We start from the raw sequence: 13720 nt of genomic DNA, 5'->3' as shown, positions 1-13720 counted from the left end.
TCGGCCGAATGTTGAACCAGGGGGCATCATTCAAGTCGATCGAGTGAGCAAGCGGTTTCGAAACACGGTTGCTTTGGACAACGTCAGTTTGCGTGTTCCGGCGGGGACGGTGTTCGCTTTGCTAGGTGAAAACGGTGCTGGCAAGACAACCTTGATTCGAATTTTGACCGGTTTTCAAAAGCCGGATTCGGGAGCGGCATCGATCCTGGGACATGACTGCGGACAGCACTCCGAGGAGATCAGGCGAAAGATCGGATACGTGTCTGACTCGCCGGCACTTTACGAGTGGATGACTCCGCCGGAGATCGGGTGGTTCGTCAGTGCGTTTTACGATGAAGGTTTTATCCCCCGGTATCGCGAATTGATCGAAGAGTTTCAGGTGCCGCCGGCGACGAAGATCAAATCGATGAGCAAAGGCCAGCGAGCCAAAGTGGCCCTGGCGCTCGCGACCGCTCACGACCCGGAACTGTTGATCTTGGATGAACCGACCAGTGGGTTGGATCCGATGGTCCGCCGTCAGTTCTTGGAATCGATGGTCGACCGCGCTGCTGCGGGGCGAACGGTGTTGCTATCGAGTCACCACATCAATGAAGTCGAACGAGTTGCGGACATGGTGGCGATGATTCATGGCGGCCAAGTCAAATTGGTTCAGTCGATGAATGACCTGAAGTTGCACACTCGAATTGTGACGGCGACGATGGATGACGCTCACGTCGAGTCGCCGGATTTGCCAGGGCGTGTGCTGAGCGAAACGAATAGCGGCCGTCAGAGACGCTGGGTGATCACGGATTGGAACGACGCCGGGGAACTGCGCTGGGGACCTGATGAAGGTGTGCGTCAATTCCATGTCAGCGTGCCAACGCTGGAAGAGGTCTTTATTGCGGTTTGCGGTCAACCCCTGCGGGATGAACCTTCGGTTTTTGATCGTCGTCAGGAGGTGAACGATGGCCACTTCGCTTGATGCTTTTGTTTACCCAGCTGTTTCGCGTCCTCGATCAGCGTTTCAGCATTTGGTTTGGAAAGACTTTCGGATGCTGCAGCCGCTGTTGTTGGCGGGTGTCATCGGCACGGCGGCGTTGTTCTTGCTGGCGGTCCTTCGTGCCGCGATCGATCCGGCCTCGGATCCGAGCCTGACAACGCTTTCCGTGTTGTGGGTGTTGTTGCCGAACTTGGTGGCACTCGGAATTCCGCCGATCTCGCTGGGCACGGAGAACGAAGAACGAACCCTGGATTGGTTGCGGACGTTGCCGGTGACATGGTCGCAAGTGTTGTTGTCCAAGTTATTGGTCGGGTTCGCCGCCTGGGCACTGGCGGTCTTGATCGCCACAGCCTGCTTTGTGCTTTCTTGGGTCGTGTTGCGGGGCGAGTGGGACTGGGGCGAGATCGGACGGATCTCTGGTTCGGAATCGATTTTCGAGTTGATGGTTTACGGAGTGGGCTTGTTGATCTGTGGCTGGATCGCGGCGTTGATCGTTCGCAATCCGGTTGGTTCGGTGATGTTGGTGATCCCGTTGATCGTGGGCCTGACCTTATTGTGGAACTACTCGATCGCCGGATTGGTGAGCACACATTTCCATCATGGAGTCACGTTTTTGGAGGCGACCGCTGGTCAGCGTGTTGCCATTTTGTGTTTTGCTGTGGTTTGTCTCGTTGCATTGGGGGCCGTGATCGCCGGTTTGGCTCGCCATCGCTTGGCCGGTGCGAGCGATCACCGTTGGCAGGCTCCAGCGGTGGCCTCGACTTCGGCTTGGCAACCAAGCGTGGTGCAAGTGGCTTGGCATGCCAAACCGCGTCCGTTCCGCGCGTTGCTTTGGCAACAGGTTCGGCAGACTCGTTTGGTCATTGGTGTCGCTTGCTCTCTCTCGATGTTCGCAGTGGTTTGGGGCCTGGTGGGAGGAGATTCTGGTATCCAGAGAGCGTTGATTGTCTTGGGATGGCCGGCGGCACAGCTGATGCTGGGAGTCGCCACGTTCCATGGAGATCGACGGGGAATGCGGCAAGGGTTCTTCGCCGACCGTGGGTGGTCACCCAACCTGATTTGGTTGACTCGATTGATCCCCACCGCCTTGGCGTCGCTATTCCTGATGATGGTGTTCCCGTTTGCTTCGGGCCTCGATTTGTATTTCGGGATGCAGTATGGAGCTGCAACCTCGTTGCAAGCCTTTGGGTTCAGCGTGGTTGTGCAAACCCTTCTTTTCTTGATCGGTGTTTTGACGGGGCAATGGGGCCGCCGTCCATCGCTGGCGTTCTTTGGTGCACCTGTGGTGGCTCTGCTCTGGATGCTACCCGCGTCTGGCCTGCTCGCGTTCTACGGAGGCTACACCAGTCTGTTGTGGCTGGCGGCCGGGGTGTTGCTGTTCGCAACTCGGCGTTTGACACCCTTTGTGATGGAAGGTGTTTCTTCGGCTGCTGTGTGGGGACGAGGGCTGGCCTATTGCATGCTGGCTTTGGGAGTGATGAGCCTGTGTCTGTTCACTCATCGCTGGTGGACAACGCCGCCGGAAATGCCGCAGTGGCGCAAAGAGATGCTGGCAATCGTTCAGGAGCCGGTTACGCCTGAAGTCATCGAGTCCACGATTGGTGTGTTGCCAGGGACTCGGAATCTCGAATTGAATGCGGATGTTTATCCGCTCGATCGGTTTGACGAGGGCATGAAGAAGATCATGCTGCAAACGGAATTTCCAAATGTGGGCACCGCAGACGCAGGCAAGATGCAATTCACTATCCGTTTGCATCCGAGCTTTCATCAGTCTGGTTTGGCGGCGGTCGAGGCGGTCCACTTCAGCCGAGCCGAACAACTGAGGGAGCTGACGCTTCGATTGAATGAGGAACTGAAGTCTGACACGATAATGGGGGAGTCCGTCTCGCAAACTGATCTTTACAAGTTGTGCGTGAGCGACCCGATCTCTGGCATGGGACAAGCCATTAGGAATGAACCGTACCGCTATGTCGCTCCGCTATATTTTGAGTGGCAACCGTTGCGCCGCAAAGCGTTGGAGGTGGCCGTCAAGTGGTCAAGGCTGTCTCGGGAGCAGGCACCGAAGTTTGGCGCTTTGGCTGAATTGCTCAACAATGCGGAATCCAATGAATGGATCGTGATCGCGGGTTTAAGGCAAATTGCCTACGATCAGAACCTATTCAGCGATCGCCCTCTCCCGCAGAGCGAAGAGGATCAATTGGATCGTGAGGTCTTCGTGCGAGTGGTGGATCAACTATGCAGCGAAGAGCTTCGTCGTGAGAGTCGCCGAAGATGCCTGATCGCCGAGTGGCAGCGTTTTCAGACGGGAGAGTGGAGCGGCTGGTTGGATGATGAGCTGGGAAACGAGAAGCCGTTCTTGGAGGCTCCGCTCTCGGACCCGCTGTATCGTTTGGGGATCGAGCAAACGCGGTTCGAACGGAAACTCGATGTCGCGGTTCGCAATACCCTGGATCAGCTTGAGGACGGATTGCCCGAGTGGGACGATCCTGAGCTGACCGAGCAACGGCTGCTTTGGGGGGAGTTGTTGAAGGACCGTCGCAACGGCGAAAACTCACTCGGTCACCAAGAAGTCGCATCACCGCCTCGAGCTCCCGTCTTCTATCGAGAGCAAGACTTGTTGATCGACGACCTGCGTCAGATGGCAGACCGCTTGCGTGCACCGTAGGAGATGATCGAAGCAAGGTAGGCCAGGTTTCACCTCGCACTCGAGCCGATGCTTTGGCACAAAGCGAGGCGAGTCACAATTTGGTTCTCGAGTTCGAACGAGTACCGTCCAATCACCCCGCCAGGTAGGACCTGGCCTACGGGGGAGAGGAGTCTGCCGAGATTGGCGGCGACGCTCTAGCTACGTAGGCCAGGTTTCACCTGGCGCACGAGCCGATGCTTTGGCACAAAGCGAGGCGAGTCGCAATGTTGGTCTCGAGTTCGAACGAGTACCGTCCAATCACCCCGCCAGGTAGGACCTGGCCTACGGGGGAGAGGAGTCTGCCGAGACTGGCGGCGACGCTCTAGCTACGTAGGCCAGGTTTCACCTCGCACTCGAGCCGATGCTTTGGCACAAAGCGAGGCGAGTCGCAATGTTGGTCTCGAGTTCGACCAGTACCGTCCAATCACCCCGCCAGGTGGAACCTGGCCTACATAGGAAGGAAATCTCAGGAGCGAATCGTGACGCGATCAGCGTTGGCTGCTCTTTTTGGTGGCAACCGACGTGGGGCTGTCTTCGGGCAGCAATTCCTCGGACATCTTGGCGCGGTATTCCATCATGCTGCCAGGGCCTTGGAAGCCGACGACGGACTCGTCCCAGTTCAATTCTTTGCTGAGCAAGTAGCCGTTGTCGACATCAAAACGCAGCGTTCCGTTGCTGAGTTGCTGGATGACTTGTGCCCGCAAGGATTCTTCTTCGATCGGAGTCAGCGTTTCGCTTTTCACGCTCAGCGTTGCGACACCGGCTTTGACCTTCTTCAGCGTGTACAGCTGGCGGATTTTAATTTGCTTGACGAATCCGTCTTCGGTCCGTGCTTGGATCTCGGAGGGAACGGCCCATGACTCGCCAATCTTGACGGGTTTGTCAGGCAGTGCCAGCGCCAGTGTTCCCATTCCCAGCGAGGACTTGGAACCCGCATGATCTTCGCGGCGAACCTCTTGGCCTTGTTGGTTGATCGTCACGGTGGCCAGTGGGGTCCCGATTTGCGAGGCGACCACGCTGAAGATTTTGGGTGGTTCTTCCCCGCTGGTGCTGTCCCATTGAACTTCTTCGGCGTCGCCGTTTTGCTGGGTCATGGCGACGGATTCGATCGAATGATCGAACGTCATTTCGGAATCGCTGGCTTCCGCGACGGTCCAGGCTCGAGTGCTGGTCGTATGAACATTCGCGATTTCTTCGGAACCGTTGATCCGAGTCTTTGTTTTCGCGATGTGCGTGACCTCGTAACGCAGCGTTTGGCCGGGCTGAAGGGAGTGTTTCAGTGTGTAGGTTTCGCCGGACGTGTCTTCGGATTGCTCGAGAACCGATGATTCCTTTGCATTTCCGACCGAGTGGGGTACCAGAACGCTCTGTGTTCCCAGGCAGGCCAGTCCAATCAAAGCGAGACGACGGGACGTGGGAGGGATTCGCAGCAACATCGCGGTGGGCTCCAGTCAGAGAGTATTCGGTGGGAAGGGATCAACAGTGTTCGCCGATACCAAATGCCGGGGGGCACCGCCAGAGGAATATTCTGTGATCGATCGGGGATCGGGGCGTTGTCCATCATTCGCGTTGAAGACCAATCTGGCCGCTGCGGATTGCTGTGGCGCGAGCGCGAATGTCGGTCCATTCCGATTGGCTTTTGCGATCGAGGTTCTTCAGTTGCAGCGTCATGCGATGGTTGCTTTGGAATTGTTGCTTGTGGCGATCGAGAAAGTCCCAGTACAGAGTCGTGAATGGGCAGGCGTCGTCCCCGGTTGATTTCGCTGGATCGTAGCGGCAGTTTTTGCAGTGGTTGCTCATGCGGTTGATGTATTTGCCGGTGGCGCAGTAGGGTTTGGTCGCCATCAGGCCGCCGTCGCCGTACTGGCTCATGCCAAGTGCATTGGGAAGGCTGACCCAATCGATCGCATCGGCATACATCGCCATGTGCCAATGATGGAATCGCAACGGGTGCGTGCCATAAAGTTGAGCAAACAATCCAAGCACCATCAGTCGCTGGATATGGTGCGCGTAGGCCGTGTCGACCAGCAATCGCATTGCATCGGCCACGCAGGCCATGTCGGTGTTTCCGTCCCAGAAGAACGGCGGAACATCTTGTTCTGAGTCGCAGTGAAGAGCGTTGCGTTCTTCGTAGTCTGGCATCCGGTTCCAATAGACTCCGCGGACGTACTCTCGCCACCCAAGGATTTGTCGTACAAAACCCTCCACGCAGTTCAGCGGTGCGACACCGTCTTCATAAGCCTTCACTGCTGCATCGACGACCTCTTTCGGCGACAGCAGGTGCAAGTTGATTGAATGAGACAGTCGCGAATGATAGAGAAAGGTTTCGCCTTCCCACATCGCATCTTGGTAGGTGCCGAACAGAGGCAAGCGATGTTCAATGAAATCATCGAGCGATTTCAACGCCTCGTCGCGGCAAACGGGCAGATCGAACCGGTCGACTTTGCCGGGATGGTCTTCGAAGCGATCTCGCACCATCGCGATCACTTCGCGTGTGATCGCGTCAGGTTCGAAAGAGGGCGTCGGCGGAACTTCTTTCGGTCCGCCTTTGCCGAAAGTCTTGCGATTGTCTTGGTCGAAGTTCCATTGACCGCCTTCGGGTGCACCTTCTTCGTCGAGCAGGATGCTGTGCTCCTTTCGCATCGTTCGATAGAACGGTTCCATCACCATCGATTTGCGACCCGATGCCCATTCGTCAAACCGTTCGGGGGAACAGTAGAAATGATTGTCGGCGAGAAACTCGAGCGGCACGTCCTCCTGTTCGGCGGTGGATTGGAGTTGTTCGCGAACGCGGTAGTCACCCGGAGCAACGACCAAGATTTTTTCGACCGAGTGTGCCGAGAGCGTTTTCCGCAGAACGCTGGCAAATGAACTTTCGCGAGCCTTTCGTCGATCGCCGGTCAGTTCGTGGTAGAGCACATCGAATCCTCGCTGGATCAACTCCTCGCGAAAGTGCCGCATCGGACTGAAAAATCCGACCAGGCGAGTTTGATGGCACCAAACATGGGTGGCTTCTTTGTCGTTTTCCGCCATCCAAACGCGATCGGTTTCGGGATCAAAATCGTCGAAGGCCTCGGAGTCGTGGTTGAGTTGATCACCCAAGACGAGCACGAGATGGCGAATTTTTGTCATGACGGGTCCAGCAAACGGCGGTCTCGAATTATCCTCACGCGTATTCACGGTAGCGCGGACGCAACCCTGCCCTGCTCTGCCCTGCCCCAAACTCGCAATTTTTGTCCTCGCAGACACCTGGAAACGAACCACGCATGGAAATTTGGCCCGCCATCGATTTGCGTCACGGAAAACCGGTTCGCCTTCGCCAAGGAGACTACGACCAGCAAACCACGTTCGGGGATGACCCGGTCGAATTCGCAAAACGCTGGCAGGAATCCGGCGCCAAACGATTGCACTTGGTCGATCTGGACGCCGCGCGAGGCGACAGTCCCGACGCCAACCGAGACGCGGTGCAGCGGATCATCGAGGCGACCGGGTTGCCCTGCCAAATGGGCGGCGGCGTGCGAGACGAAGCCACGATCGAATCGTTGTTGAACATCGGCGTCACGCGATTGGTCGTTGGTTCGCGGGCACTGAAAGATCCAGATTGGTTCGTCGAAATGTGCGACAAGTATCCCGGCAAGTTGGTCGCGGGCATCGACGCTCGTGATGGCAAGGTCGCGACGCAAGGCTGGCTCGAAACCAGCGACGTCTCGGCGTTCGAGTTTGCAACGAAGTTGCGATCACGAACTGAAAACATCGCTGCGATTGTCTACACCGACATCGCGAAAGACGGCATGATGCAAGGGCCCAACTTTGAAGGGTTGGCAGAGATGGCTGCGGCGAGCGACATCCCGTTGGTCGCCAGCGGCGGCGTGACGACCTACGACGATATCAAGCAACTGGTCGAGATGAAGATGCCCGCCGCGATTGTCGGTCGATCACTCTATGATGGAGTGATGGAGCTGGGCGAGGTCGTGCGATTGGCCGGCGACGTTTAGGACGTCGTCGTCCGCAGTCGCCCGCAGCATTGGTAGCGAAAGTCGTCAAGACTTTCGACGAACCATCGTGCAAGTCGAAACTCTTGACGAGTTTCGCTACTGGAGACTTGGGCTGTCGCGGAATTTGAGTTGCGGGTTGGTTAGACATCGGTGCGCGTGCCCTCCCCCGGAAACCTCGCTGAACGCTCGCTTTCCGACCCCTCCCGTTTCACGGGCGGGGTTCATCGCATCGCCCCGGATCGGGCCGTCGTCAGTAGCTCGGGGCGGAAGCCCGGAGACTTCTTGGATTTGAGGTGCGATTGGTAGCGAAAGTCGTCAAGACTTTCGATGAACCGTCGTGCAAGTCGAAACTCTTGACGAGTTTCGCTACTGGAGACTTGGGCTGTCGCGGAATTTGAGTTGCGGGTTGGTTAGACATCGGTGCGCGTGCCCTCCCCCGGAAACCTCGCTGAACGGTCGCTTTCCGACCCCTCCCGTTTCACGGGCGGGGTTCATCGCATCGCCCCGGATGGGGCCGTCGTCAGTAGCTCGGGGCGGAAGCCCCGAGACTGTTGACGGCGAGCAGGAGGTCGCCCCGGATGGGGCCCGTCGTGGGGATGAGGGATGGAGCCTTGCTCACCCGTCGGGTTTCTATTCGACGGGCTTGGAAGCCGATCGTACGGCGGCGCTCGCGTCGGATGGCGTCATTGAGAAAGTTCCATTGACAATTTGAAATGGGTTAGGAGACGTTCGCCCCAGTCGCATTTTTCACTTTGCAGTTGTCGATTTCACTTTTTCAATGGTTGAGAACGCAAGGCTAGTAAGAGCCTTTCCAGGTCAGTTGCGGCTCGTCTTCGGCGAGCTTTCCGGGGCCGCGGATTTCGGTGCCGGTGACCTTTTGAAGTCGGTCGCCGAGTTGTTGGCGATAGACTTCCGCGGCTGCCTGCAGTTGTTGGACGACTTCGGGGTGGGCTTCGATCACGTTGGTTGTTTCCGAAACGTCGGCGTCCAAGTCGTACAGCTCCAGGCCGGATTTGGTCATTGCATAACCATCGGGCATGCCGTCTTTTCCTGGTTCGCGATCACCAAGCGTTCGATAGGCATGCGGGAAAACCAATTTGAAACGTTCGTTGCGAATCGTTTGGAGTTGCCCGCCGCCGTAGTAGCCGACGAAGGATTCGTGAGGTGATGTCGCGCCCGGAACATCCAACATCAAGTCCAGGATGGAGTGGCCATCGATCTTTTGCTCGGGAGCCTCGCCGCCGGTCAACTCGACAATTGTTGGCAGCACATCGATGGTGGAACAGAACGTGTCGCAGGTGGTGCCCGCCGGAATGGTGTCGGGCCACCACATCACAGTTGGTTCGCGAACGCCGCCTTCCCACTGGGTGCCTTTGCCTTCGCGAAGGGGACCGGCGCTGCCGGCGTGGTTGCCATAAGAAAGCCACGGTCCGTTGTCGCTGGTGAAGATCACGAGCGTGTTCTTTTGTTGGTCGATGGATTCAATCGCGGAAAGAATTTGGCCGACCGACCAATCGATTTCCATCATCACGTCGCCGAACAGCCCTGCCCCGCTCTTGCCACGAAAACGCTCGGAGACATACAGCGGGACGTGGACCATCGGATGAGGCAGATACAGCAGGAACGGCTTGTCACTGGATTGATCTTCGATGAACTCGACGCTGCGGCGGGTGAGTTCCACCGTCATCTGTTCTTGATCTGCAGGTTGGACGTTGTCGTTGACAATTCGAGGGGGCTGGCCCGCGACAGCTTCGATGATTGGCAGCGGTGGCCAGTTACCAGGATCGTGGGGGTCTTTCTGTTGACGACGGATGGTGTCGGGGTGCAACGGCCACATGTCGTTGCTGTAGGGGATGCCGTAGAACTGCTCAAAACCTTGGTTGGTCGGCAGGAATTTGGGGTGATGCCCCAGGTGCCATTTGCCATAGCAAGCGGTTCGATAGCCCGCGGATCGGCAGACTTCGGCGAAGGTGGTTTCGGAGGGCGCGAGACCAACTTTGGCTTTCGGGCCGAGTGCTCCAGAAAGTCCGAGGCGGCGGTGGTAGCAGCCGGTGAGAAGAGCCGAACGCGAGGCGGAACAGACAGCGGATGAAACGCTGAAATCGGTGAATTTGCGGCCTTCGCTGGCCATCCGTTCCAGGTTCGGCGTGGAGTAGCCTTGGGCACCAAAAGGGCCAATGTCGGCATAAGCCATGTCGTCCATGTAGATCACGACAATGTTGGGGCGTGATCCCGCGATATCTTCAGGGGCGGTGGCGGAGGCTGGAAGTGTGGTGAAAAAGGCAGGAAGGCATAAAGCCAGAAGGTGGGGAAGTCGCATGGGGAAGGTGGGTCAATCAGGGAGGAAGGTTCTTTGGGCAGCACTGGCCCACCCTGTTTTACCATGAACGAAACCTCGAATGATCAAGGGACCCGATTCTCCGAGCGGAAGCTGCAGCGTTTGTAGGATGCGTTTGCCGGCCGGAACTTCGATCTTGTGTTCCGTGATCGTGGTGCCGTGCGCGTCGTGTTCCTTGGTTGAATCGGCAGGCGTTTGTGTGATCGCGGTCAGTGGTCGTTCAACGGCGACGATCAAGGTTCCCGCGATGGGGCTGGTGACGGCAACGCTGAGTGAACGTGTGGTCACATCGTCGGTCGGGACGTCGGCTTGCTGCTCGGGTTGACCTGAGGGCTCGACAGAAAGGTCCAACGGTTGAGGTGGGTGCAGTCGCAAGGTTGGGTCGCCGAGCAATTGATAAAGCGCCGCGTGTTCCAAGCGTTCTTGTTGCAGGTCCGTTCCCGCGGGTGAAATCAACGAGGCCAGTGTGTCGACCATGACTCGCATGGTGGATTGTTGTCCCTGTTGTTTGGATTGCAGGCTGCGAGCGGCATGCAGCATTGCGTCTCCGATGCGTTCACAACCCGTGTTTTGTTGACCGCCTGAGTAAACCGATTGCAGCAGTCCGAGTCCCATGCAAGCGTTGCCATAAGGCATCGACAAGCGAGACGATGCGATCACCGCGATCGGGCCTCCCTCAGCGAGCACCATGCGTTCGGCCAAGCAGTCTCCTGGTGCGTCGTAAGCACCGGCGAAGCAAGCCAACAGGACGGCGATCGTGGCGCCATTGGGAGCACGTTTCAGTTGCGTTGCGTTTTGATTGTTGAGCAAGGATTCCACCGACCATTGTTCTCGGGCTGCCGGCGTCCCATCCGCCGCGGTTGTTTGCAGCAGTTCGAGGCGATCGATTTGGCCGTGGCCCGCATACACCCAAAAGCGTGCACCCGTGCGATAGCGATTCAGGACCGCATCGGAAAACGATTTGCCGGGAGGACAAAATGGATGGTTGGGACTGGCATAGGCAATTTGTGGTTTCGCATCCGCTGGCAGAACCGTCGTGATCACCCCGCGAGTGACGGATTCGATGGCGGTGTCGACCATCGCCCCAAAGCCACCAACTCCGCCGGTCAATTGAAACGAGCGTCGCCAGAGTCCAAAGTCGTCGGAGTTTTCGTACGCTTCAATCCGCTGGACCACACTGGCCAATTGCTCGGCAGACCGAATCGGCAAACGGCCGATGGCAGCGTCACTGACCCGATCGCCGTCGCGATCACCATAAGGAAGATCGGTGGGCAGCGTGGACGTGGATCCGAATCGCGAGGTGATCGGAGCAGGAATCATCCAGGTGGGAATCTGATGCGATTGATTGCGACGCGTGTCGAAATCCGGGGTGTCGCCAACAAGAACGATGTAGCGGGTAGCGGCTCCACCGGCGTTCCAGATTTCTTGGTGGGTGAGCGTCGCGGTGTTCGCTGGTCGAACGGTCGCGATTCGAAGTCCTTCCTGGGATCTCATTTCGATCCAGGGTTGCAGGGCTGCGTCCAGTTCCGGTGAAGCGACCACGATGACATCCACGTCATCGGCCGAATTCGCAGTGGCGGGGAAGCAAACTGCCACCAGCGCTAGCAGAGCCAGCAAGCATGAGCCAAAAGAAAGGGGGCGACGATTCATTGCGATCCATCTCTTCGAAAGGTTTTGAGTTCGTCCAGTGACAACGTCGACTGAGTCAAAACACAACGTCGACTCGGGCAAAACACGGAACGTTCTGCTCCATCATGCATCATCGAGCGACTCATCGGAAGTTGAATCTTCCAGTCGGTGCCCGGACAGCTCGCCGCGATACCGGCAGGATTCCAAGAAAGATTCCAGCAAAACCTGGGCGGCGACGGCATCGACACGTTGTTTGGTCTTTTTGCGGGTGGTTTTGCCTTGCCGGATCTTGGCGGTGGCGGCGACCGTTGTGAAACGCTCGTCGAAGAGACGCGTCGGCAGTCCGGTGGTTTCCTTCAGCCAGGCCGCGAATTTTCGGCTTTCTTTGCTTTTATCGCTTTCGCCGCCGTCGCAGTGAATTGGAAGGCCAACGACCCAAGCAGCAATCCGTTCCGATTTCGCGAGGTCAATGAAGTACTGAGCGTCCTTCTCGGGCGTGCTGACTGGATGGGTTTCCAGGGGACTGGCCAGGATCCAGTCGGGGTCACAAATCGCGACTCCGATGCGAACGGTTCCGTAGTCAACCGATGCCAATCGCCCGGTGGAAGGAAACCCGTCGTCGGGGATGTCGGTGGACGTTGGCATTCGAATGCTGGGCGAGATAGAAGAGAAATCAAAAAAGAATCACTCAGAGGACGCTGATGTGTCCGAAACGTGACTCGGTTGATTCTATCGTCTTGTGCCAGAGAAGATCACTCCAACCAGAGGAGATCACTCCAAGTCGTTGCCCACTTCGACGAAAGCGGTCTTGGGACGGTTCAAGCCACGTGGAAGCGTTCCGGCCTATTCTTCTCCGCTGAGTGCCTGGCCGCTGGGACGTTGGATCGGAGTCGTTCGGTCCAGCGGTGCGCCGAGAAGCGGTGTTCCATCGTTGGCGACTCGCATGGGTTGCAGGTGGAGGGCTCGATTCCAGCCTGGTTCAGGTCCCACTTTGGCATGGAAAATGTGCCACCATTGTTGGTCGTCGAGCGACGGAACGAAGCACGAATGGCCGACACCGTAGACAGTCTCGGTGCTCTGGAAGGCCGGTTCGGGCAACTTCTTCCAAGCATCGGGAGCCAGGGGATTGTCCTTCACCAATTCCAATCGGCCGAGCTTGTAGGTTGGCAACCAGGACGCACCGCAGGAATAGAGCAGCGAGGTCTTTCCTTTCGCTTGGAAAACCTCAGGGCCTTCGTTGAGCCCCCGTTGAGAAGCATCGGGTTCCACGCGTTCCCACAGGTGGTCGTCGTTGTCGCAAATGAGAACGCGAGGCCCCGACAGTTCGGTCGGTGAGCTCATCGGAGCGATGTAGAGGTATTGATTGTCACTGCCCGGTTTGTCCCATCCCGACCAGATTGCGAACAGCTGGTCGTTGTGATTCAGAAGGGTCATATCGATCGACCAGATGTTAGGCGATCGACCGTCTTCACCATCTCCGGTGGCCAAGGGACCGTGCAGGTTGTACTCGCCCAAAGGGTCAGATGTCTTGGATTCCAAGACGTAAGTCAGGTGATTGGCGTTGTCGCCATCCGAGGCGGCAAAGTAGACGTAGAAGCGGTCGCCAATCGCATGCAGTTCGGGGGCCCAAACCTCTTTGGAATAAGGTCCTTCGTCAGGTGCTTTCCAGACCAAGTGACGTTCGCCCATCGTGGTCAGATCGTCGCTTGCAAAGATGAGAATGCCACGGTCGTTGTCCGATTTGCACCATAGGTAGCGAGGTTGGTGCGGATCCCGAATCACCCAAGGGTCGGCCCCCTTTGCAATCGGATTCCGGAAATGCTGCTGTGAATCGCCAGTGGAAGCCTCTTGTCCGAGTGCATCGACTCCCGGCGAGAAGCCGAGGAACCACGTGAAAACCAGTCCCGCAGCCATCAGTATGCAACGTCCGCCGTCAGCGCTCATCGATGTTTCCAGTTGAAAATGAAGGAGTGATCTCGCAATCGAAATTCTTGGGCAAGCTTCTGAATCAAGGGGCACGGACCTCACATGGAATGCTTGTCATTTCTTCACGATAGGAGTGTGTTTGCCTGCAGTCGTTGTGGACGGGCGGT

General features: G+C 57.4%; 9 protein-coding genes and 2 pseudogenes. 5 read left to right on the top strand and 6 right to left on the bottom strand.

The window, feature by feature from the left end; genetic code table 11:
• The first annotated feature begins 43 nt into the window (after nucleotides 1-43).
• The 4 genes and pseudogenes from UH5x_RS13165 to UH5x_RS13150 all read left to right on the top strand — a co-directional run.
• The gene (locus UH5x_RS13165; protein WP_482635982.1) at nucleotides 44-961 is read left to right on the top strand and encodes an ABC transporter ATP-binding protein; all 918 of its coding nucleotides are present in this window, start codon (nucleotides 44-46) and stop codon (nucleotides 959-961) included.
• Nucleotides 945-3644, top strand: coding sequence for an ABC transporter permease (locus tag UH5x_RS13160; RefSeq protein WP_482635902.1), 2700 nt, complete (start codon nucleotides 945-947; stop codon nucleotides 3642-3644). The genes UH5x_RS13165 and UH5x_RS13160 overlap by 17 nt, the downstream gene beginning before the upstream one ends.
• Before the next feature lie 67 nt (nucleotides 3645-3711).
• Nucleotides 3712-3939 (top strand): annotated as a pseudogene (locus UH5x_RS13155) (DUF1589 domain-containing protein); the annotation flags it as partial.
• Nucleotides 3888-4121, top strand: a pseudogene (locus UH5x_RS13150) (hypothetical protein); the annotation flags it as partial. The pseudogenes UH5x_RS13155 and UH5x_RS13150, both read left to right, overlap by 52 nt.
• A gap of 32 nt (nucleotides 4122-4153) precedes the next feature.
• Here UH5x_RS13150 and UH5x_RS13145 read toward each other — a convergent pair.
• A complete protein-coding gene (locus UH5x_RS13145) occupies nucleotides 4154-5101 on the bottom strand; it encodes a DUF6263 family protein (RefSeq protein ID WP_482635901.1) in 948 nt (315 codons plus the stop codon).
• A 124-nt stretch (nucleotides 5102-5225) separates the two neighbouring features.
• Nucleotides 5226-6797 (bottom strand): cryptochrome/photolyase family protein, encoded by a 1572-nt coding sequence (locus UH5x_RS13140; protein WP_482635900.1) that lies wholly within the window; start codon nucleotides 6795-6797, stop codon nucleotides 5226-5228.
• 134 nt (nucleotides 6798-6931) lie between these two features.
• Here UH5x_RS13140 and hisA point away from each other — a divergent pair, with 134 nt between their 5' ends.
• Entirely contained in the window at nucleotides 6932-7660 is a 729-nt protein-coding gene (gene hisA / locus UH5x_RS13135) for a 1-(5-phosphoribosyl)-5-[(5-phosphoribosylamino)methylideneamino]imidazole-4-carboxamide isomerase (RefSeq protein WP_482635899.1), read from the top strand.
• 796 nt (nucleotides 7661-8456) lie between these two features.
• On the opposite strand, the gene UH5x_RS13130 is transcribed toward hisA, so the two are convergent.
• The 4 genes from UH5x_RS13130 to UH5x_RS13115 all read right to left on the bottom strand — a co-directional run bounded on the left by UH5x_RS13130 (nucleotide 8457) and on the right by UH5x_RS13115 (nucleotide 13571).
• The gene (locus tag UH5x_RS13130; RefSeq protein WP_482635898.1) at nucleotides 8457-9980 is read right to left on the bottom strand and encodes a sulfatase family protein; all 1524 of its coding nucleotides are present in this window, start codon (nucleotides 9978-9980) and stop codon (nucleotides 8457-8459) included.
• 12 nt (nucleotides 9981-9992) lie between these two features.
• On the bottom strand, nucleotides 9993-11648 hold the full coding sequence (locus UH5x_RS13125) for a C25 family cysteine peptidase (protein ID WP_482635897.1): 1656 nt from the start codon (nucleotides 11646-11648) through the stop codon (nucleotides 9993-9995).
• 102 nt (nucleotides 11649-11750) lie between these two features.
• The gene (gene ruvX, locus UH5x_RS13120; protein ID WP_047817132.1) at nucleotides 11751-12272 is read right to left on the bottom strand and encodes a Holliday junction resolvase RuvX; all 522 of its coding nucleotides are present in this window, start codon (nucleotides 12270-12272) and stop codon (nucleotides 11751-11753) included.
• Nucleotides 12273-12470: 198 nt separating this feature from the next.
• Nucleotides 12471-13571, bottom strand: coding sequence for a glycoside hydrolase family 43 protein (locus UH5x_RS13115; protein ID WP_482635896.1), 1101 nt, complete (start codon nucleotides 13569-13571; stop codon nucleotides 12471-12473).
• Nucleotides 13572-13720: the final 149 nt, after the last annotated feature.

It is taken from the genome of Rhodopirellula sp. UH5, from assembly GCF_056839225.1.
The sequence above is the reverse complement of the archived record's forward strand: the minus strand, read 5'-3'. Positions and strand labels throughout refer to the sequence as shown.